Source organism: Roseateles sp. (assembly GCF_044373315.1).
Lineage (GTDB): Bacteria > Pseudomonadota > Gammaproteobacteria > Burkholderiales > Burkholderiaceae_C > JACDQM01.
The window spans coordinates 58,361-76,986 of the sequence record NZ_JBILQK010000008.1 but is presented as its reverse complement, the minus strand read 5'-3'; the positions used below and the strand labels follow the sequence as shown (position 1 = coordinate 76,986).

The 18,626-nt window shown below is 66.8% G+C and carries 20 protein-coding genes and 2 pseudogenes; 9 read left to right on the top strand and 13 right to left on the bottom strand.

Annotated features, from left to right (window positions below):
* Positions 1-111 precede the first annotated feature (111 nt).
* The gene (locus tag ACIQ67_RS03895) at positions 112-627 is read right to left on the bottom strand and encodes a hypothetical protein (protein WP_397533040.1); all 516 of its coding nucleotides are present in this window, start codon (positions 625-627) and stop codon (positions 112-114) included.
* 158 nt (positions 628-785) lie between these two features.
* On the opposite strand from ACIQ67_RS03895, the gene lepB reads away from it, so the two are divergent.
* Positions 786-1,517: a signal peptidase I gene (lepB, locus tag ACIQ67_RS03890; protein ID WP_397533039.1), complete on the top strand. Its 732-nt coding sequence runs from the start codon at positions 786-788 to the stop codon at positions 1,515-1,517.
* Positions 1,518-1,534: 17 nt separating this feature from the next.
* Here lepB and ACIQ67_RS03885 read toward each other — a convergent pair whose 3' ends face one another.
* Entirely contained in the window at positions 1,535-2,593 is a 1,059-nt protein-coding gene (locus ACIQ67_RS03885; protein ID WP_397533038.1) for an alpha/beta hydrolase, read from the bottom strand.
* Positions 2,594-2,629: 36 nt separating this feature from the next.
* Between ACIQ67_RS03885 and ACIQ67_RS03880 the strand changes: the two are divergent.
* Both ACIQ67_RS03880 and ACIQ67_RS03875 read left to right on the top strand, forming a co-directional pair.
* Positions 2,630-3,151: pseudogene (locus ACIQ67_RS03880) on the top strand (ABC transporter ATP-binding protein); the annotation flags it as partial.
* Positions 3,148-3,874: pseudogene (locus ACIQ67_RS03875) on the top strand (ABC transporter permease). The pseudogenes ACIQ67_RS03880 and ACIQ67_RS03875, both read left to right, overlap by 4 nt.
* Before the next feature lie 33 nt (positions 3,875-3,907).
* Here ACIQ67_RS03875 and ACIQ67_RS03870 read toward each other — a convergent pair.
* Entirely contained in the window at positions 3,908-4,807 is a 900-nt protein-coding gene (locus ACIQ67_RS03870) for a DMT family transporter (RefSeq protein ID WP_397533037.1), read from the bottom strand.
* Between the two features lie 203 nt (positions 4,808-5,010).
* Between ACIQ67_RS03870 and ACIQ67_RS03865 the strand changes: the two genes are divergently transcribed.
* Positions 5,011-5,481: a hypothetical protein gene (locus ACIQ67_RS03865; protein WP_397533036.1), complete on the top strand. Its 471-nt coding sequence runs from the start codon at positions 5,011-5,013 to the stop codon at positions 5,479-5,481.
* A gap of 108 nt (positions 5,482-5,589) precedes the next feature.
* Positions 5,590-5,952: a hypothetical protein gene (locus tag ACIQ67_RS03860; protein ID WP_397533035.1), complete on the top strand. Its 363-nt coding sequence runs from the start codon at positions 5,590-5,592 to the stop codon at positions 5,950-5,952.
* Positions 5,953-5,965: 13 nt separating this feature from the next.
* Here the strand turns inward: ACIQ67_RS03860 and ACIQ67_RS03855 are convergent, their stop codons facing one another.
* Entirely contained in the window at positions 5,966-6,577 is a 612-nt protein-coding gene (locus tag ACIQ67_RS03855; protein WP_397533034.1) for a hypothetical protein, read from the bottom strand.
* A gap of 218 nt (positions 6,578-6,795) precedes the next feature.
* Here ACIQ67_RS03855 and ACIQ67_RS03850 point away from each other — a divergent pair, with 218 nt between their 5' ends.
* A complete protein-coding gene (locus ACIQ67_RS03850) occupies positions 6,796-7,185 on the top strand; it encodes a hypothetical protein (protein WP_397533033.1) in 390 nt (129 codons plus the stop codon).
* Positions 7,186-7,217: 32 nt separating this feature from the next.
* On the opposite strand, the gene ACIQ67_RS03845 is transcribed toward ACIQ67_RS03850, so the two are convergent.
* The 5 genes from ACIQ67_RS03845 to ACIQ67_RS03825 all read right to left on the bottom strand — a co-directional run bounded on the left by ACIQ67_RS03845 (position 7,218) and on the right by ACIQ67_RS03825 (position 12,852).
* Positions 7,218-8,489: a DEAD/DEAH box helicase gene (locus ACIQ67_RS03845; protein ID WP_397533032.1), complete on the bottom strand. Its 1,272-nt coding sequence runs from the start codon at positions 8,487-8,489 to the stop codon at positions 7,218-7,220.
* Positions 8,490-8,577: 88 nt separating this feature from the next.
* Entirely contained in the window at positions 8,578-8,721 is a 144-nt protein-coding gene (locus ACIQ67_RS03840) for a hypothetical protein (protein ID WP_397533031.1), read from the bottom strand.
* 394 nt (positions 8,722-9,115) lie between these two features.
* Positions 9,116-9,496, bottom strand: a complete 381-nt coding sequence (locus tag ACIQ67_RS03835; protein WP_397533030.1) for a hypothetical protein — start codon at positions 9,494-9,496, stop codon at positions 9,116-9,118.
* Positions 9,497-9,510: 14 nt separating this feature from the next.
* Positions 9,511-12,270 carry a serine/threonine-protein kinase gene (locus tag ACIQ67_RS03830; protein WP_397533029.1) on the bottom strand — a complete coding sequence of 920 codons (2,760 nt, stop codon included), beginning with the start codon at positions 12,268-12,270 and terminating at the stop codon, positions 9,511-9,513.
* A gap of 24 nt (positions 12,271-12,294) precedes the next feature.
* Complete coding sequence (locus ACIQ67_RS03825) at positions 12,295-12,852, bottom strand: ECF-type sigma factor (RefSeq protein WP_397533028.1); 558 nt, start codon at positions 12,850-12,852, stop codon at positions 12,295-12,297.
* Between the two features lie 218 nt (positions 12,853-13,070).
* Between ACIQ67_RS03825 and ACIQ67_RS03820 the strand changes: the two genes are divergently transcribed.
* The 3 genes from ACIQ67_RS03820 to ACIQ67_RS03810 are packed head-to-tail and all read left to right on the top strand — an operon-like array spanning position 13,071 to position 15,489.
* Positions 13,071-13,589 (top strand): diguanylate cyclase, encoded by a 519-nt coding sequence (locus ACIQ67_RS03820; protein ID WP_397533027.1) that lies wholly within the window; start codon positions 13,071-13,073, stop codon positions 13,587-13,589.
* 54 nt (positions 13,590-13,643) lie between these two features.
* On the top strand, positions 13,644-14,489 hold the full coding sequence (locus ACIQ67_RS03815) for an AraC family ligand binding domain-containing protein (RefSeq protein WP_397533026.1): 846 nt from the start codon (positions 13,644-13,646) through the stop codon (positions 14,487-14,489).
* Positions 14,490-14,505: 16 nt separating this feature from the next.
* Complete coding sequence (locus ACIQ67_RS03810; protein ID WP_397533042.1) at positions 14,506-15,489, top strand: DMT family transporter; 984 nt, start codon at positions 14,506-14,508, stop codon at positions 15,487-15,489.
* Between the two features lie 20 nt (positions 15,490-15,509).
* On the opposite strand, the gene ACIQ67_RS03805 is transcribed toward ACIQ67_RS03810, so the two are convergent.
* From ACIQ67_RS03805 to ACIQ67_RS03790, 4 genes are read right to left on the bottom strand one after another with little or no spacing between them, the layout of a single operon-like run.
* Positions 15,510-16,622: a nucleotidyltransferase family protein gene (locus tag ACIQ67_RS03805; RefSeq protein WP_397533025.1), complete on the bottom strand. Its 1,113-nt coding sequence runs from the start codon at positions 16,620-16,622 to the stop codon at positions 15,510-15,512.
* Positions 16,619-17,551: an HprK-related kinase A gene (locus ACIQ67_RS03800; protein ID WP_397533024.1), complete on the bottom strand. Its 933-nt coding sequence runs from the start codon at positions 17,549-17,551 to the stop codon at positions 16,619-16,621. The genes ACIQ67_RS03805 and ACIQ67_RS03800 overlap by 4 nt, the downstream gene beginning before the upstream one ends.
* Positions 17,548-17,940 carry an HPr-rel-A system PqqD family peptide chaperone gene (locus ACIQ67_RS03795; protein WP_397533023.1) on the bottom strand — a complete coding sequence of 131 codons (393 nt, stop codon included), beginning with the start codon at positions 17,938-17,940 and terminating at the stop codon, positions 17,548-17,550. The genes ACIQ67_RS03800 and ACIQ67_RS03795 overlap by 4 nt, the downstream gene beginning before the upstream one ends.
* Positions 17,835-18,431 carry a hypothetical protein gene (locus ACIQ67_RS03790; RefSeq protein ID WP_397533043.1) on the bottom strand — a complete coding sequence of 199 codons (597 nt, stop codon included), beginning with the start codon at positions 18,429-18,431 and terminating at the stop codon, positions 17,835-17,837. The genes ACIQ67_RS03795 and ACIQ67_RS03790 overlap by 106 nt, the downstream gene beginning before the upstream one ends.
* Positions 18,432-18,626 lie beyond the last annotated feature (195 nt).

Below are 18,626 nucleotides of genomic sequence, written 5' to 3'. Positions count from 1 at the left end.
TGTCTTGTGATCCAGCATCCCGTCCTCCTGCCTTTGCCGTTGTCGGCATCAGCATAAGGATCGGCCCCAGCCTTCCCCGGAATTCTTCGAAGAACCTTTTTTTGGCTGCGACTAGTCGCGCGGGTCGCGGTCGCGGGTGGGAAATTCCATGCTCTGCGTGGTGCGCAGCACACGGCCGTCCTTGAAGTGCACATTGAAGCGCAGCAGATAGCCGCTCTGGTCGGGCGGCACATTCCAGTCCCAGACCTCTTCGCCGCTGAAGCGGAAGAACACGCGGCTGCGCTCCTGGCCGAGGCGGCGGCTGACCTGCTCGGATGTCATGCCGGGCTCGACGGCGGCAAAGCGGGTCGCCTCGTCGCGCAGCGGGTCATGCACCGACAGCAGCCGGCCGGCGGCATCCAGACGGACCATCCAACAGCTCTGGCCGAAGGGCTGAGCGGGGTATTCCAGCGTCTGCCCGCCATCCGCCTCGGGCCAGACCCGGTGCGGTGTGCCGTAGTGGCTCAGCACCTCGGCGCGCATGCTCTGGCCGGGCTGCAGCCGCGCGCCGCCGGGTAGGGTGGCGCAGCCCGCCAGGCTCAGGCACAGCAGCAGCAAAAGGGGGCGAAGCGAGGCAATGGGTTTCATGGTCGGGCGGCGCCAGTTCAGCAGCGCAGCGTTAGCTGATTATTCCGCAGCCCGCTCCACCCACGCTGCCAAACCGGCCATTCGCCGCGCGGCCGCGGCGTGGCGGGCGGAGTTTGCCGACATTTCGGTCACGCCAACTCTTGCCATCCAGCTGCACCATGCCACGCCAAGCCCTTAGCAATCTGCGCCACTGGCTCCGCGAGAACCGCGGCTTCATCGTCTTTCTGCTCTGCTTCGGCCTGCTGCGCACGGCGGTGGCCGACTGGAACCCGGTGCCCACTGGTTCGATGCGCCCCACCATCCTGGAAGGCGATGTGGTGCTGGTCAACCGCACGGCCTACGACCTCAAGCCGCCGCTCAGCACACGGTCGCTGCTGCGCACCGGCGAGCCGCAGCGCGGCGATGTGGTGGTGTTCTTCTCGCCCGTCGATGGCACCCGCCTGATCAAGCGTCTGGTGGCCCTGCCGGGCGATGTGGTCGAGCTGGACGAAGGGCAGCGCCGTTTGCGCATCAATGGCGAAGCGGCCTTGTACAGTGACGCGCAGGGCGTTCTTGAGCCCATAGGTCCAGCCCTCGCAGTCGGCGCCAGCCGGCCGCTTGAACAGCTCGCCGGTCACAGCCGGCGTGTGCAGCTGCTGGAGGGCTTGCGATCCGCCCAGCATGCGAACGCTGTTAATCGGCGCCCCGCAGGTTTCGGCCCGCTGTGCGTGCCCGAGGGCCATTACTTCATGCTGGGAGACAACCGCGACAACAGCGGCGATTCGCGCGTGTTCGGCCCGGTGCCGCGCCATCTGCTGGTGGGCCGCGCGCACCATGTGCTGGTGTCGGCGGACATCACGGCGGCGTGGTGGACACCGCGCTGGGAGCGCTGGGGACGTGCCCTGCAGTAGGCCGAAGCTGCGGCTGATCAGCCGCCATCGCCGGGGTCTTCTTCGGGTCTGGCCATGTAGCAGGTGAGTCCGTCGGTGTCGCATCCGAGCGGGTACACCTTCTTTTCGGACTCACCTGCCTGGACGTCTTGCAAGGAGCCGAAGATGCGCTGAAACAGGCGCTGGGTGTTCGTCGGCATGTTGTCCATCACGAAGTAGCCATGACCTCCCGGGCCAACGTTGGCTCGGCTGAAGCTGATGTAGCGGACTCGCTTGCTGCCCTGCAGCCTGTCTGGCCCCGGGTCCGTGCCCAGCTTGAGCTGTTCGCCGTCCGCGATATAGGCTCCCAGGAGCACGGAGTCGCCTTTGTTGTAGGTCACGAAGACCTGCCCCTTGGGCGTGAGCTTGGCCAGCCAGTCAGCATGGCCTGCGGCGCTCTCGCAGGGGGCCAGCAGTGCGATGTTGTGGGCCGCGCTGAGGGATGGGCTGGCGCCTGGCAACTGGAGTGTGTGGCGCAGGTAATGGGCGCCAAGGCTGTGAACCGCCAGGCTGAAGGCCTGGGCGCTGGCGTCCTGGCGCGCGTCGCCGAGCAGGCGAAGGAAGCGGGCCAGTGCATCGGTGCCGTCCTCGGCATTGCGCTTGGCCTGGCGATAGCGGGCGATCTTTCGCTTGATGGGGTTGTCTTGCCGGTTCTCGCGTGTCACATCGTCGAGATCGCCGGCATCTGAATTTCCCGTGCCCTGGGGGAGGCGCGGCTGCGTATTGCCGTCCGCCATCAATCCCTCGGAGGGCCAGGAATAGCCGATCACCTCATAGTCGTAAAGCTCTTCGAGGCGGGCGCAACGCTCGAAGCAGCGCTCCGGCGTTTTGTTGTTGCCGTGCAGGTAAACCAAGACCGGCCGCTGTTTCTGTAAGCGCGAGCGCAAGGCCGTCACCAACTGCGCATCCCCGACGTTGGCCTGCACGGCCTTCAGCGTCCACTGCTTGTCTTTGGAGAGGCTGGCTTCGGCAACGGACAGTTGCGTTGAACCGGGCTCAAACGCTGCACCGAAGCCGCTGCGCTCGGCATTGAGTTCACGATTGCTCACGATCAGCATGGCGGCCTTCCTCCTGGTGTGTGGCGGTGAGTGTCGCTCGCCGGGCTGGAGTTCCGCGGCACGGTGCAGGCCGAGGCTGACGCGCATGCCAACGACTGGCTGCGCCGAGTTGGCTTGGGTGGCTTCGGCGACCGCTATCCGCACCAGATGAGCGGCGGCATGCGCAAGCGCACCGCCTTGGCCCAGGTGTTGGCGCTGTTACCCGACCTCATCCTGATGGACGAGCCATTCTCGGCGCTCGACATCCAGACCCGCCAGCTGATGGAAAGCGAGCTGCTGCAGCTGTGGGCCGAGAAGAAGGCCGTGCTCCTCATCACCCATGACCTGGACGAAGCCATCGCCATGAGCGACAGCGTGGTGGTGATGAGCGCCGGCACCGGTTCGCGCCCGATCGGCGATTTCAAGGTGGACCTCGACCGGCCCCGCGACGTGGCCGAAGTGCTTGTGACGCCGCGCGTCATCGAGCTGCACAAAGCCATCTGGGATGTGATGCGCGACGAGGTGCTGAAGGGCTATCAGCAGCAGCTGCAGCCCAAGAGCGGGAGGGCCGGATCATGAAACATCTGCGCTTCTGGCAGACCGCCTTGCCGGCCGCCTTCTTCTTCGGCGAACCGCTGAAGGTGTTTGGCCGCATCTGGGCCTGGTTCGTGACCGACGCCGACATCTACCGCCACCTCAGCGTGACGCTCATCGAGACGGTGCTGGCCTTTGTCATCGGCGCAGCCTTTGGCCTGGCCGGCGGGCTGTGGCTGGCGCTGTCGCCGATGGCCTCGGCCCTGCTGGAGCCCCATATCAAGGCGGCCAACTCGATGCCCCGCATCATCCTGGCGCCGATCTTCGCGGTCTGGTTCGGCCTGGGTATCGCCAGCAAGGTGGCCTTGGGCGTGACGCTGGTGTTCTTCATCGTCTTCTTCAACGTCTACCAGGGCGTCAAGGAAGTGAGCCCGGTGGTGCTGACCAATGCGAGCATGCTGGGCGCCAACCAGCGCCAGCTGCTGTGCCATGTCTACCTGCCCAGCGCCACCGCCTGGGTGTTCAGTTCGCTGCGCACCTCGGTGGGCCTGGCCTTCGTCGGCGCGGTGGTGGGCGAATACCTGGGCTCGGCCATGGGCGTCGGCTATCTGATCCACCAGGCCGAAAGGCGTGTTCGACATCAACACCGTGATGGCGGGCATCCTGGTGCTGACCGCCTTCGCACTGGCGCTGGATGCCGCCATCGGCCGCATCGAGCGCCGCCTGCTGAAGTGGCAGCCGCGCAGCGGCCAGAGCGAGAAGCTCTGAGCGGGGAGGTGAGGGGGCGCTTGAGGGCAGGGCTTACTTGCTGCGGGTGCTCAGGTAGACGCCACTGGCCGAGGTGAGGAAGCCCAGCGCCTGGCTGGCGGTGAGCGTCTCGTGCAAGACCAGAAGGCCCATCAAGGCCGTGACCCCCGGGACCAGGTAGAACAGGCTGGCCACTTTGGTGGCCTGACCGCGTCGCATCATGATGAACAGCACGCTGACGGCGCCGATGGAATTGACCAGGCTCAGCCACAGCGAAGCGCCCACCAGTTCCCAGGTCCAGGTCACCTGCAGCTGCTCGCTGAACCAGGCGAGCGGCCCCACGATCACCGCGGCGGTGCTCAGCTGGATAAAGCCGCCGGTACGCAAGTCCATGCCGACGCAGAATTTCTTCTGGTACAGCGTGCCCACCGTGATGCCGATCAGCGCCAGGCCTAAAGCCAGATAGCCCAGCCATTGCCCCCCGGCGAGAGACAGCTTGTGCGATACCGCAATGGCGACGCCGATCACCCCGAGGGCCAGACCGAGCACCTGGCGTGTGCCGATGCGCTCATTCAGGAACGCCGCCGCCCCGGCCGCTGTGAGGACGGGCATCAAGCCCACGATCAGCGCCGAAATGCCGGCCGAGACCCCGTGGCTGAGACCGAAGTAGAGGCCCGAGAACTGCAAGGCCTGGATGAAGAGGCCGACCACCATCAGATGCTGTACCGCCTTCCAGCTGCTCGGCCAGGGCGCCCGGGTCAGCAGGGCGATCGCCAGCAGCACCAGCGCGGCCACGCCGAAGCGCATGAAGATCAGGGTCAAGGGGCCGGCGTAGGGCAGTCCGATCTTGCCGGCGACATAGCCGCTGCTCCACAGCAGGATGAACAGCGCGGGCCACGCCAGGGTGCTGGACAGGGCCAGCGAACTGGGTGCGTTCAAGGCTGCGGCTTTCATGAGGGGCCTTTCGTTTGGCTGCAGGGCCAGTATCAACAGCAGACGCTGCGCGCGGAAGCCGCCATTTGGGCAAGATCGTGTTGCGCTGCCTGCAACAGCGGCCGGCCCAAAACGCATCGCCGCCCTGCAGAGCCGCGGCGCGCAAGGTCTTTGCCAGGCCGCCACAATCGGGGCCCTCGCCAACAAGCCAGCCGCTGACCGCCATGTACGAACTGCTGAAACTGCTCCATCTCGTCGCCGCCATCGTCTGGCTGGGCGGCATGACCTTCATGCTGCTGGCCTTGCGCCCGGCGGTGCAGGCCTTGCTGGAAGGCCCGTCGCGGGCGCAGCTGATGCTGCGCATCTGGCAGCGCTTCTTCATCGCGGTGTGGGTGTCCGTCGCGCTGCTGCTGTTCAGTGGCTCGAAGATGTATGCCGAAGTGTTCCGCGCCACCCGTGAGGCCAGCGGTGCCGGCAGCGTGCCGCTGGGCTGGCAGGTGATGGCCCTGTTGGGCGTGGCGATGATGCTGGTCTTCGGCCACATCTTCTTTGCCGGCTTCCGACGCTTCAAGCGCGCCGTGGCAGCCGCGCAGTGGCCGCTGGCCGCACAGGCGGCGGCCCAGATCCACAAGCTGATGGTCTTGAACTTCGTGCTGGGCTGGCTGGCTATCGCCGCGGTGCGCCTGTTGCGTTAACAGCTGCACGACCGCAGGCGCGCTTGTCCCCTGTTCGAAGTAGGGGCCCTTGGCCGTGGCTCGCTACAGTCGGCATCACAGGCCAATGACAGCGGGAGTCGGCAAGTCATGATCTTGGATGCACAGCAATCGGTGGTGGCCAGCGCAGCCTTCGTGATCGGGGCAGGCGCGGCCTGGGGTGCGGCGCAGTGGTGGTTCGGCCGCCAGCTGCGCGCTGCGGCAGCAAAGCAGGACAAGGTCGACAAGGCGCGCGAATTCGCGGCCCAGCAGGCCTCGCAGGCGCGCAAGCAGATCGAGGCCTTGCAAAAGGAACTGGGCGATCTGCGCCATGCCAGCCGGCCGCAGGGCCCGCGCGTCGAGGTGCAGGCGCCACCCGAGGTGATGCTGCCGGTGCTGGGCGCCGAGCCCAAGCCCGGGCTGCCGGCCGACGGCTTTGCCGACACCCAGGTGCTGGCGCCGCGCAAGCGCTGAAGCTGCAGCCGCTTCAAAGCCCCTGGCTCTGCATCCGCACCAGCTGGAAGTTCACCCCGCCGCTGCTGCTGTTGCTGCCCTGCTGAGGCTGCAGCGCCACCAGGCGGAAGTTCTTGGCGCTGCCCACCTTGTAGATCACTTCGCCCGGCACCGAGGGCTTCTTGTTGTCGCAGCTCAGCGCGCTGCTGTCGCTGGGTGCCGATGCGGCAGAGGAGGGCAGCGCGACCGGCTTGCCGCTGCTGCAGTCGATCACCGTGCCGTGCGTGGCCAGGGCTTCGCGGTAGAAGGCTGCCAGCTGCTCGATCGGTGCGCGGCTGCTGTATTTGGCGGCATGCAGCTTGAAGCCCATGGAGCCGCCCCACAGCCCCAGGGCCACCTGGCCCGAGCTGTCGGGCTTGTCGCGCTGCACACGGGCGCCGGGGAAGATTGGCAGCCCCAGGTCGGCCGCGCTGACCTGGCCGAGCGCCTCGATGCCGGCCTTGAAGCTGGGCGCCGGGGCGGCCGGCTCGGCCGCTTGGGCCAAAGCCGCGCCGGCACAGAGTGCGGCGGCCACCAGCCATTGGCTCCGAGTGCGGGCGCCAGGCACGGAGGTGGCGGGCGGGTGCTGAAGCAGGCGTGCAGTCATGGGCTGTCCTTTGAGGCGGTGGTCCAAAGAAGATGCGTCGCACTCTAGCCAGCATGGCCGGGCCGCCCCAGCCGCTTCCGATCAGCTGCAGCAGCAAAGGGCTGGGCCGTCATCGGTGGTGACAGAACGAGAGCGCCGCCCTCACGACTTACGGCTCACCTTCGGGCGGTTGCCGCCGATATAGTCAGACCAACCTTGTTGCCGTGGGGGTGCTGCTGATGTCCGATGCCAACCCTTCCGATGCCGCCGCACCTGATGATGAAGCGGCGGCGGCCCCCGGCGACGATGTCGCGTGGCTGGCCCCCGGTGCGCGTCCAGCGCCGGCCCAGGCGCTGCAGCGCATCCGCACGCTGTGCGAGATCTACCCCGACCTGTTCAGCGCCATGTTCGTGATCGTGGCTACCCATCCCGGCGTCTCGCGCGAGATGCTGGGGCAGGCCGTCAAGCAGTTCCGCCCCGATGCCGAGGCCTACAGCGTCAGCGATATGGTCAGCCTGTTCGTCAGCATCGGCACCGGCGCCCGCGATGCCTTTGAATCGGTGCAGCGCACCCGCAAGACCGCGGGCCGCAAGGCCGCCTCGCTGCCTTGGGGCAACGCCAAGGACTGACAACGCCGCGCCTGCTGGCGAGAGCGCGCCGCTCAGCGCTTGGGTTTTGCGTCAGCCGCTGCTGCTGCCGCCGCCTGCGCCTCGCGCAGCTTGTCCTTCTTGCTCTTGCGCGTGGTGCTCTTCACGCCGCCCACCGCTTGCTCGGGCGTGGCCACCTCGGTGGGCTCGAAGCCGGCGATCTGCTCGCGCGGGGTGCGTGGCAGGCCGCAGCGCTTTTCGATCAGGCGCCAGTGCGCCTCGGTGGCAGCGCTGACGAAGCTCAGCGCCAGGCCTGATTCGCCGGCGCGGCCGGTGCGGCCGATGCGGTGGGTGTAGTCGGCCGCGGCGCGCGGCAGGTCGTAGTTGACGACCACCGGCAGCCGCGCGATGTGCAGGCCGCGCGCGGCCAGGTCGGTGGCCACCAGCACCTGCAACTCGCCCGCCTTGAAGGCTTCCAGCGCCTCGCTGCGCGCGCCCTGGCTCAGCTCGCCATGCAGGGCCGCAGCGCGCAAGCCCACGCGTGCCAGCTTGTGTGCCACCAACTCGGTGGCGTATTGCGTGGCCACGAACACCAGCACCTGCGGCCAGGCTTCGCTAACGATCAAGTGGCGCAGCAACTGGGTGCGCTGTGGCGCATCCACCGCGATGGCGCGTTGCACGATGTCGGGCGCCGCCTCGGTCTGCTCGTCCAAGGCGATGCGCAGCGCATCAGGCTTCAGCAGGCGCTGCGCCAGCTCCTGCACGGCCGGTGCAAAAGTGGCCGAGAACAGCAGCTGCTGGCGCTGCGCGGGCAGCAAGGCCAGCACGCGCGCCAGCTCTTCAGCAAAGCCCAGGTCCAGCAGGCGGTCGGCCTCGTCCAGCACCAGGGTCTGGACGTTGCCCAGCGACAGCGCGTTGTGCTCCACCACATCCAGCAGCCGGCCCGGCGTGGCCACCACGATCTCGGCGCCGCCGCGCAAGCCCATCAGCTGCGGATTGATGGACACGCCGCCGAACAGCAGCGCCACCCGGGGCGGCAGGGCCACGCAATCGGCCAGCGTGCGCAGGAACTCGCCCACCTGAATGGCCAGCTCGCGCGTGGGCACCAGCACCAGGGCTTGGGTGCGCCGCGGCGGCTTCTGGGCGGGCTGGCTCAGCAGCGCCTGCATGATGGGCAGCGCATAGGCCGCCGTCTTGCCCGAGCCGGTCTGCGCGCAGGCCAGCACATCCTCGCCGCGCAAGGCGGCGGGAATGCTCTGGGCCTGGATGGGCGAGGGCAGCTCAAAGCCCTGCTCGGCGATGGCGCGCAGCAGGGGCGGCGTCAGGCCGAGGGAGGTGAAAGACATGGAGTGGGCGCCGGGCAGTGACTAAGCCAAGCAGAAACGACAAGGCCGGCATTGTCGCCGGCCTTGTGTGGAGGGCTTGGCGCCCGGCTTACTTTTCTGGATCGTTGTCGATGACCGGTCCACCCGCCACCGCAAGCACCTCGTCGAGGCTGAGGGTGCGGATCTCGGCGCTGGCAGCTGCTTCGGCGCTGGGGGTCAGGCCTTGCTGGGTGAAATGCTTTTGTTCGGTCATGGTCTTTGTCCTCCAAGTCAAAGGTTGGGTTGGCGATGCAGGGGCATCGCGCCTGACGTGCCGAAGCCAAGCCAGGTCAGGCCGCCCGATCCTAACCCTCAGACTGTGTCACGCGCCGCGGGCTAACCCCAGCAGGGGTGTGAACAAATGCGCAGTGTGGCGCTACCGAGGCGACGGCGCGCACCAGGGCCGGCATCAGGCCGAGGGAGGAGAAGGACATGGGGTGGCGCCGGGCGGTGGCTAAGCCAAGCTGAAACGACAAGGCCAGCATTGTTGCCGGCCTTGGTTGGCACAACAGAGCGATGAAAAGCCAAGCGGGGCCGGAAGCCCAACCTGGTTCAGCGTGCGTGGAGGAGACGATGCAGAAGCGCTGCAGCGCCGTCCTGTCGCAGCCTCAGCGTTGGGTATCGTTCTCGATGCTCGGGTCGGTGGTGATGACGGCGCCGGTCTGTGCATTGATAACGCTCATCGTGTACTTGTAGCTCTGCGCATTGTTGTTGTAGTCGCCCAGCGCGAGGGTGGCGGCATTGATGTACCAGGCGATCGGGAACTCGGCGGCAGGGTCGTCGCAGTTGATCACCAGGGCCGAGCCGTCGGTGGGGAAGTAATAGCCGGGGCTCACCAGGTAATAGACGATCAGCGCGTTAGCTACCGGGGTGAGCTGCACTGGGTCGGGATTGAACACCAGCATCGCGTCACCACCTTCAGGCGCATAGACGGACACGGAAACGGCGAAGACATTGTTCTGGATCGGGGTGGGCTGGTTGCTTGGCATGGTGCGGTACTCCCTCAAGGCGAATTGATGGTTGGGCGGGTGGATTGGTCTGGCGCCGCGCCGAGACGCCGCGCCAGCTCGGCCTGCCATTCGGGATGACGGTAGGCCGATGCCTCCAGGCTTTCGGCCAGCGCACGGGCTTCTTGAGTGCGGCCAAGGCGCAGCAGTGCGTGGGCGCGCAAGGATTTCACGCGCAGGTCGCCAGTCTGCTCGCCCAACGGTGCCAGCTGCAGCAGCACGGCCTCGTAGTGCTTTCGGGCCAGCGCGGGCTGCCTTGCAACCCAAGCATCGCCCAGACGCAGACTGGCCAGGGCGAGGGCCCAGCGGGTGTTGGCCTCGGGGCTGTTGTCGGCGGTGCTGCCGGCCGTGGCGTTACTCAAGAAGGCGCCCAAGGCTTGGCGCGTTGCCGTTGCATCCGGAGAGGTTTGCTGTGCCGCAAGTTGGCAGCGGGCGGCCAGGTACCGCCCTTGCAGTTGAAGCCGCCATACCGGCTTACTCGCGTCGGCTTCAAGCAGGCGTGCCAACAGCGGAGCCAGCGCTCTTAGGGTGGCCTGCGCCTGCTGATCCTGCTGCAGGCTCAGCGCGGCTTCTGCGCTTTGCGCGCGGACAAAGGCTAGCCGCTCCATCAGTTCCAGGTTGTCCGGATCCAACGCGAGCAGGCTAGTGAAGCCGGCTTCGGCTTTGGCCGTTGCCGCCTGTGCCGCGTCAGTGCGACCTGCGTTCAGCAGCAGGCGCCCGAGGGCCAGCTGAGTGGCAGCGGCGAGTCGCTGAACGCGTCGATCTTGCTGGCTGTCCGGTGCGAGCAGATCCATCTTTGCCTGCAGGCTGGCGATACTGGCGTCGAACTGCCCCAGGGCCTCCTGCGCTTCGGCCAGCCAGCCCAGGGTTTGACCGAGCTGGTTCCGTGCCTCGATGCGGCCTTCCGCGAGCTTGGTCCAGATGACTCGCGCATTGTCAAAAGCCAAGATGGAGAGCGTTGGGTTCCCGCTGCGGAGTAGCAGCACGCCAAGATTGACCTCCGCGTGTGCAACTTCCATCTGCCACTCCGCCTTCCCCGGCTCCAGCTGCACCAGCGCCTGCGCCAGGCGCAGATAGTCCTCGAAGCGCGGCTGTGCCACCTCGCGCTTGCCCTGGCGCCAGGCCGCGTAACCCACCCAGTAGCTGCTCTGCGCATGGTCAAACAGGCGCTGCGTGTTCTTCGGGTCGCGGGCCAGCAGTTCGGCGGTGGTTTCGGCGGCCTCCTGGAAGCGCTGCTCGGCTTCGCTCATCTTGCCGCGCTTCTCGGCGATTTCGCCCATCAGGTGCAGGGCGCGGGCGCGGCGGCCCAGGGCGTCGGCGTCGCTGCGGCCCAGGTCTTGCCTTGAGTAGTAGGTCAGGGCCTTCTCGCCCACCGCGTCCAGCACATCGAGCCGGCCCACGGGGTCGAGCTTCTTGCGCAGATCGCCCAGCATGAACTCGATCAGGCCTTCGGCCTGCACGCGCTGCTCTTGCGCTTCCTTGGCCTGCCACACCGCGATGCCGGCACCGGCAGCAATGGCCAGCATGGCGGCGCTGCCGGCGCCCACGGCCAGGCGGTGGCGGCGCAGAAAGCGGCCCAGCACATAGAGGCGGCTGTCGGGGCGCGCGCTGATGGGCTCGTGCGCCAGCCAGCGGCGCAGGTCCTGGGCCAGGGCCTCGGCATTGGCATAACGCTCGGCGGGCGTTTTCTTCAGCGCCTTGGCGACGATGGTGTCCAGGTCGCCGCGCAGCAGGCGGGCGCTGGCGCTGACGGCGGCTTGCTCGCTGCGCGCGGCCTGCTCGGAGACGCGGCGTGGCGCCACTTCGACCAGCTCGCGCATCTGCTCCAGTGCCGAGGCCTGCTCGCCGCTCTTGGTGCGGCCTGGCGTGGGGTGGGCGCCGCTGAGCAGCACATAGAGCAGCACGCCCAGCGCATAGACATCGGTGGCGGTGGTCACGTCGCCGCCCTGCACCTGCTCGGGCGCGGCGTATTGCGGCGTGAAGGCGCGGCCGGCCTGGCGCGTCAGCTCGGTGGCGGCGGCGCCTTGCTCGGCCTGGGTGGCGTCGCCCAGCAGCTTGGCGATGCCGAAGTCCAGCAGCTTCACCGCGCCGCCCTGGTCCACCATGATGTTGGAGGGCTTGAGGTCGCGGTGCAGGATCAGGCGGTTGTGCGCATGGGCCACGGCGGCCAGCACGTCCAGGAACAGCGTGACGCGGGCTTGCAGGCCCAGCTGCTGCTGCTCGCAATAGCGGGTGATGGGCGCACCGTCCACGTACTCCAGCACCAGATAGGGCTGGCGGGTGGGGTCGGTGAGGCCGGCGTCGAGCAGGCGTGCGATATGCGGATGCGACAGGCGCGCGAGGATCTGGCCTTCGCGCGCGAAGCGGGCGGCTTCGCCGGGGCTGCCGCCGAACAGGCCGTTGCTGAGCAGCTTGATGGCCACCTGGCCCTCGAAGCGGCCATCGGTGCGGCGCGCCAGCCAGACCGTGCCCATGCCGCCGCGGCCCAGTTCGCGCTCCAGTGTGTAGGCGCCGATCTGCTGGCCGGGTTCCAGGCGGGTCAGCACTTCGTCCAGCAGCTGCGGCGGCGCGGCCAGGAAGCTGGAGCCTTCCAGCGCCTGCTGCTGTTCCAGCAGCGGCAGCAGCTCGGCCGCCAGGGTCGGGTCTTGCGTGCGCAACTCGGCCAGCCGGGCGGCGCGCTCGGGCGCGGCCAGGTCCAGCAGCTCGTCCAGCAGGGGGCTCAGGCGTTGCCAGCGTTCCTTGTCGATTGCAGCCATGCGGGGATTGTCGACCGGGCGGGGTCAGGTCTTGAGCGACACGGCCAGGAACAGCCGCGCCTTGGCCCAGTCGCGTTGCACGGTGCGCTCGGTGATGTCCAGCGCTTCGGCGATTTCGGCCTCGGTGAGGCCGGCGAAATAGCGCATCTCCACCACCTGGGCCAGGCGCGGCTCGGCCTCGGCCAGCTCGGCCAGGGCTTCGTGCACGCGCAGCACCTCTTCGTCGCCCTGCGGGGCCAGGTCGGCGATGGCGGTGTTGAGGGTCAGCAGCACCTGCTCGCCGCCGCGCTTGTCGGCCTGGCGGGCGCGGATCTGGTCGATGACGATGTTGTGCATCACCTTGGCCGCATAGGCCAGGAACTGCTTGCGGTCGGCAAAGTCCAGCTCGCCGGCGCGCTGCAGCTTCAGATAGGACTCATGCACCAGGGCGGTGGCGTCCAGCAGGGTCATGTCGCCGGACTGCTGCATGCGGCGCCCGGCGATGCGGCGCAGATCGGCATAGAGCAGTGCCACCACCTGATCGGCGGCACCGGCATCGCCTTGGCTTGCGGCGCGCAGCAGCTGGGTGATTTCGGCGGGCATGGCGGGGTCGGGCGTGGGTGCAGGGAAGCAGGCAGGGACGGACTCTAGCGGCTTCCGCAGCGGCGCATGTCGGGTTCTGGCGACGGGCTGCGTTTTAAGAAGGTGAGGGCATGACCGTCTGACAGCTGCCAGGGAGGCTGAGTACGGCTGCAGGCGGTCATTGCCCTCACCTTTGCGCCCGTGATTTCTCTTTCGCACCATCATTCCTTCCTGGACCCATGACATCCACCGCCCTTGCCGCGAGCCCGAACAAAGCCGACCGCAGCCGGCTGGAGCTGCGCACACCGCTGGTGCAAGTGCCGGATCTGGAGCATTTCTCGGCGCTGCTGAATCGCCAGCTGGGCCTGTGTCGGCGCGGCGGCAGCCGGTTGGCGGTGCTGATGATCGCGATCGACCTGCCCGAAGAGCAGCGGCCCGCAGTGCGCCAGATCGCGCAGGAAGCTGCCGGCGCGCGCCTGGCCAACCGGGTGCGTTCCACCGATGTGGTCTGCCGCGTCGGCGCCCTGCGTTTCGGCGTGGTGCTGATGGGCGCCGGCCGCAAAGAGGCCGAGGTGGTGCGCACGCGCCTGTCCAAGGTGATCGCCGGGCGCTACTGCGTGGATTCGACCAGCACCGAGCTGACGCTGCAGATCGGGCTGGCGGTCTACCGCGAGTCGGGCGAGACTGGCAGCGAACTGGCCCAGGCCGCGCTGATCGACATCGGCCGGCCGCATCTGCAGATGGCGGCGCTTCCTTAGCTTGGCCTGCGTGGGCGGGCCTTCGCGGCCCCTTGCCCTAGACTGCGGCTCAGCATGCCGCAGCACTTCGAACATCCCGAGGACCGCACCGAATACCGCCGACCGGCGCACCGCGCTGGGGTGGAGCTGTACCGCGCGTCCATCCTGCGACACCAGTTCGAGCCGCACAGCCACGAGGCCTATGGCCTGGGTGTGATCACCGCCGGGGTGGGGCGCTTTCGCTGGCGAGGCGGCGATCATCTGGCGCCGCGCGCGACGCTGATGCTGATGAATCCGGACGATCTGCACACCGGCCGCGCCGACTGCTGGCTCAGCGACGGCGCCTGGGGCTACCGCATGGTCTATCTGGAGCCGGCGCTGCTACAGGCGCTCAGTGGCGAGCCGGCTTGGCTGTTCGAGGCCGCGGTGGCTGGGGATGCGGCCAGTTCGGCTGAGGTGGCCGGGCTGATTGCCGCCTTGTGGACCTCTGGCAGCGACGCGCTGGCCTTCGACAGCGCGCTGCTGGGTCTGGTGGACGCGCTGCGCCGCCACGCGCGCGTGCCGGTGCCGACGCAGAGCGCCGCGCAGCCACGCTTTGCACCGGTGCTGGACTTCATGCGCGCGCACCTTGGCGAGACGCTGACGCTGGAGCAGCTGGCCGGCGTGGCGGGCCTGAGCCCGTTTCATTTTCTGCGCAGCTTCAAGGCCCAGCAGCATGCGACGCCGCAGCAGCAGCTGATGGCGCTGCGCCTGGCCGAGGCCAAGCGCCGGCTCGCCGCGGGCGAGGCGCCGGCCGAGGTGGCCGTGGCCGTGGGTCTGAGCGACCAGGCGCATCTGGGCCGGACCTTCTTGCGCCGCTACGGCCTGCCGCCTGGGCGCTATCAACAGCAATTGGGTACAAGACGATCCCCGCCTCGCTAGGCGACAGTGGCGCATGATTCTTTCCGGGACCCTGTTCGCCCTGGCGGCCGGCCTGATGTGGGGCCTGGTCTTTGTGGCACCGCTGCTGCTGCCCGACTATCCCGCGGCCCTGCTGACCGTGGGGCGCTACCTGGCTTTTGGCCTGATCTCGCTGCCGCTGGCGCTGGTGGATCGCGCCAGCCTGCGCGAGCTGACGCGGGCTGACTGGCTGGAGGCGGCCAAGCTGAGCGCGATTGGCAACTTTCTCTACTACCTGTGCCTGGCGGCCGCCATCCAACGCGCCGGCGGGCCGCTGCCCACGGTGATCATAGGCACGCTGCCGGTGGTGATTGCGATCAGCTCCAATTTGCGTGATCACGCCCGCGATGGTCACCTGCCCTGGGCGCGGCTGGCGCCTTCGCTGGGGCTGATTGCACTGGGCATTGCCTGCGTCAACCAGGTGGAGCTGGCGGCGCTGGCCGCCAAAGCTGGTGCCGATGATCTGCGTCGTTATGCCGAGGGCGCACTGCTGGCCGTGGTGGCGCTGGCCTGCTGGACCTGGTATCCGATCCGCAATGCCGATTGGCTGCGTGAGCATGCCGACCGCAGTCCACGGGCCTGGGCTACCGCGCAGGGCCTGGTGACGCTGCCGATGTCGCTGCTGGCGCTGGCCGCGCTGCTTGGCCTGCAGGCGCTGGGCGTGCCGCTGCTGGCCGCCGACTTTGCGCTGCCGCTGGGGCCGCGGCCTTGGGAGTATCTGGGGCTGATGCTGGCGGTGGGCCTGTTCGCCTCCTGGGCTGGCACCCTGTGCTGGAACGAAGCCAGCCAGCGCCTGCCCACCAGCCTGGTGGGCCAGCTGATCGTCTTCGAGACCCTGGCCGCGCTGGCCTATGCCTTCGCCCTGCGCGGCCAGCCGCCCGAGGCGATGACGCTGACGGGCATCGTGCTGCTGGTGGCGGGGGTGGTGTGGGCTTTGAGGATCAAGCCGGAGAATTCCAGTTCCCAAGAACCGCTGCACTAAGCTGATGAATGCCAGCTGTCTCAGCGACCCGCAGCGTTGAGGCCCTCGCGGGCTTCGACCCTCGTTTTGCCAAAACGACCTGCAAAGGTCTTGATCGCCAGATGGGGAAGCAGTAGGTGGATCGGCATACGCATCCAGTGCGCGCGCAGGTATAGAAAACTGCGCGCGATGCTGCTCCAGCCATCATCACAGCTTGGATGATCGGGACGGAGGGCGCGAAGAAACACAGCGTCCATCCAGCTCAATTGCCAAGCGGGCGGTGCAGCTTCGGCTAGCGCCTGCGTCGTTTCGGGCGGCACCGGCGTACCCAGCACGCTATGCGTGTAGCGAAGTGCGTAGAAGAGCACGCGGCCAAGGCCTAGCTCGGCGGCACGCGCAATCAAGTTGCTTGCGAAATCAAGCTGCTGGCTGCTGAACTCCCGTAGCAGCGAATCCAAGTCCAGAAGATCACGCAGGCCTTTGTCGAACTCTCCATCCAGGAACAAGTGGCAGGCGCTATGGAGCACCAAATCGGCATCGGACAAGCGCAGCAGGCCCGGCGCGCCTGGTATTGGCACAGCAGCGGCAATCAGGCGCTCAGCATCGATGGCAACCCGCGCCGTTCGCGGCAAGATGTTATGGTGCACATCGATTACGCTGCTTCGCCGCATGTGGCGCATGGGCGGGATTTCGTGCATCCACTCGCGGTAATAGCGCTGGTCGTGGTCACTGAGTTCTTCGCTGCCTTCCCAGCCGTGCAGGATCAGTTCGGTCTCCACATCGCTAATGCGCGACAGCGGCACCAAGATGTCAATGTCAGTGAGCAGTCGGCCGTGACCGGCGCGAAGTCCGGCTTGGGCATAGGCTGCTCCCTTGAGCAGCAGCAGCGGTACTTCAAGGCTGCTCAGCGCTCGGCAAATCTGCTTCGACTCCCATAACACCGCACTGTGCTGACTGTCGGCCACGTGGCGAGCGGCGCGCAGATGGGCGCCAGCAGCGTCGGGCGGGCTGACGCCGTACTGTTCCACCAGCACAGCTAAGCGCCCAACCAGTCGGCTATGCCGGGCTTGCCGAATCAGCAGATCCCATTCGGCCGCACCGAGTCCTGCCAGCCGGGATGGCTCGCGCAGCGCCTGAATGAGTAAGACGTTCATGCCGGCTGCTCCACGTGGGGCGAGTCGATGGCTAGGCGATCAAAGAATGCAATGGCGTCGTCAAGCCGGCTGTAGCTCAAGTCGAGAGCCTGGGTCGGCTCCACCATATCGGCGAGACACTCGAACCCGCGGTTGCCGTGTAGGTGGTAGTTGAAAGCGTGATCCAACAGTTGCATGAAACCGTTGCTGCGAGGCAGTTCACGGGCCGTCAGCGGTGAGCCAGCTCTGTAGCGAGGGAAGACGATCCAGCCTAGCCGGGCAGGCTCCAAGTCGCGCCGCACGCTGTCGGGCGGCGGTTTCATATGTGCCACGCTGCCTTTGAGGGTGTCATGAACTACTTCGCTGAACTGGGCTTCGGGCGCGAAAGCCCGAATAACCTCAATCGAGCGGTTCTTCAGGCTTACCGGCCGCGCCAGCGGCAGGAGCAGTCCCCTGTTTAGATCGATAAGAGCCAGTTCGTCGGACAGAAGCCGCCAGCCGCGATTGACCAACGCAGCGCACAAGGTACTCTTGCCGGAGCCCGGTGGTGCTGGCAGCAAGGCCGCTTTGCCGCCGCGCTCAATGGCAGCCGCATGAATCACAATGAACTGATGCGCATGCTCGGTAACGCACCAATTGAGACCCCATTCCAGCATTGGTGCTGCCTGAGTCCAGGCCATGGGACTAAACGGCCGGTGGCCGTCCATCTCGAACTGGGCTTGAGGCCGCAGGTATCGACGCAGGCCTGGTTGAGCGTCTACTCGCACATGAAAGTCGAAGAAGCCGTCGTCGCCTAGCAAGGGGTGATCTGCGTAGAGCAGCTCAACGGCCTGGGCAACATGATCGAGGCGAGACTGCACTCTCAGGCTGAATGGACCTGTACGCAGGGTGAGGCGGCCAGCAGCAAGCCGGGCTCGCAACTCTTGCGGAGGTAGAGCTCCTAGTCTCACGCCTTGAACGATTCAGCTAGTCCGAGGTCTTCGAACTCTTGCAAGCAGGTACCCAGTTCGGTCAAGAACGCACCATCTACCTGAGCTGAGCCAGCCAAGAGCCCACCCAGTTCAGGAAGCGACAGCGGGGCCGATGCCTCACGCAGTGTTTGAAGTACCTCTTGCGCAGAAGGGCTGATCAGGTGTGTACTAGCTGTGAGAGGGTTGAAGACCAAGAACTGGTCGTCCCACTCCCGAATCGGCGAGACGTCAGTCAGCAGGCAGGACCAGCGCGCGATTCCACTCACGCCGACATAACGTAGTTGAGGTACCTCTGAAACTGATCGGCGGCAGTCCACGTGACGCCAGAGCCGCCTGGCTGGTAGCTCTTGCTGTTGTAGCCCTGCCATAGTTGAACAACCTGCAGGGTAGACATTGGGAAGCCATTGCGCTTGAGCGAATTCAGGTAGGCTGCGGCTACCTTGCGGGCTACATCTCGGTCGGCGCTGTTGGGGTTCAACTGACCAAAGTCATTCTGAATTGCCTGAAAGATGGTCAGATCGCCAAAAAGACGGTTGTCGCTAAACGCGATCCTGAATTTCCGATCGCCGCAATCTTCGGGATAGTCCTTCTTCTTCGTGGACTTCCAAGCGTCGGGGCCCCCGCCCTTACCGAACGTGCAGGACGCTGTTTGACCAACACGGCTCGGCGGGGCCGACTGAAAGCCCGTGGGCCCATGACAGGTGTCAGACCCAGCGAGTACAGGGCGGCTGACCACGGTCATTGCAACCGGTGCCACGGACAATCCACCCTTGAGCAAGCGGCGGCGTGCCGCCTGACGACCCTGCTCGGCTGAAGATGCGGCGCTGAGGCCGGTCTGAGAATTTTCTTGCGTGCTCATGGAACTCACACTCCCTTTACAGCAGCTGGCTGCTTTGCCTACTGGCTCATACTAACCAAGCCTGCTTACACTTGGATGGCAGTGTTTCACACAAATCCCACATGGCATAGCCCTGCTCTCCCCCCGGAACGGGTGGCGAGTAGATGGTTACGCGGCAGCTCGGCTCCGTCGAATCACGAACTCTGGCGGCTGCTG

Bases quoted from the DNA above. Each gene is read 5' to 3' on its own strand.
- ACIQ67_RS03895 (WP_397533040.1), bottom strand. From the start codon at position 627: ATGAAACCCATTGCCTCGCTTCGCCCCCTTTTGCTGCTGCTGTGCCTG.
- lepB (WP_397533039.1), top strand. From the start codon at position 786: ATGCCACGCCAAGCCCTTAGCAATCTGCGCCACTGGCTCCGCGAGAAC.
- ACIQ67_RS03885 (WP_397533038.1), bottom strand. From the start codon at position 2,593: ATGCTGATCGTGAGCAATCGTGAACTCAATGCCGAGCGCAGCGGCTTC.
- ACIQ67_RS03870 (WP_397533037.1), bottom strand. From the start codon at position 4,807: ATGAAAGCCGCAGCCTTGAACGCACCCAGTTCGCTGGCCCTGTCCAGC.
- ACIQ67_RS03865 (WP_397533036.1), top strand. From the start codon at position 5,011: ATGTACGAACTGCTGAAACTGCTCCATCTCGTCGCCGCCATCGTCTGG.
- ACIQ67_RS03860 (WP_397533035.1), top strand. From the start codon at position 5,590: ATGATCTTGGATGCACAGCAATCGGTGGTGGCCAGCGCAGCCTTCGTG.
- ACIQ67_RS03855 (WP_397533034.1), bottom strand. From the start codon at position 6,577: ATGACTGCACGCCTGCTTCAGCACCCGCCCGCCACCTCCGTGCCTGGC.
- ACIQ67_RS03850 (WP_397533033.1), top strand. From the start codon at position 6,796: ATGTCCGATGCCAACCCTTCCGATGCCGCCGCACCTGATGATGAAGCG.
- ACIQ67_RS03845 (WP_397533032.1), bottom strand. From the start codon at position 8,489: ATGTCTTTCACCTCCCTCGGCCTGACGCCGCCCCTGCTGCGCGCCATC.
- ACIQ67_RS03840 (WP_397533031.1), bottom strand. From the start codon at position 8,721: ATGACCGAACAAAAGCATTTCACCCAGCAAGGCCTGACCCCCAGCGCC.
- ACIQ67_RS03835 (WP_397533030.1), bottom strand. From the start codon at position 9,496: ATGCCAAGCAACCAGCCCACCCCGATCCAGAACAATGTCTTCGCCGTT.
- ACIQ67_RS03830 (WP_397533029.1), bottom strand. From the start codon at position 12,270: ATGGCTGCAATCGACAAGGAACGCTGGCAACGCCTGAGCCCCCTGCTG.
- ACIQ67_RS03825 (WP_397533028.1), bottom strand. From the start codon at position 12,852: ATGCCCGCCGAAATCACCCAGCTGCTGCGCGCCGCAAGCCAAGGCGAT.
- ACIQ67_RS03820 (WP_397533027.1), top strand. From the start codon at position 13,071: ATGACATCCACCGCCCTTGCCGCGAGCCCGAACAAAGCCGACCGCAGC.
- ACIQ67_RS03815 (WP_397533026.1), top strand. From the start codon at position 13,644: ATGCCGCAGCACTTCGAACATCCCGAGGACCGCACCGAATACCGCCGA.
- ACIQ67_RS03805 (WP_397533025.1), bottom strand. From the start codon at position 16,622: ATGAACGTCTTACTCATTCAGGCGCTGCGCGAGCCATCCCGGCTGGCA.
- ACIQ67_RS03795 (WP_397533023.1), bottom strand. From the start codon at position 17,940: ATGGCAGGGCTACAACAGCAAGAGCTACCAGCCAGGCGGCTCTGGCGT.
- ACIQ67_RS03790 (WP_397533043.1), bottom strand. From the start codon at position 18,431: ATGAGCACGCAAGAAAATTCTCAGACCGGCCTCAGCGCCGCATCTTCA.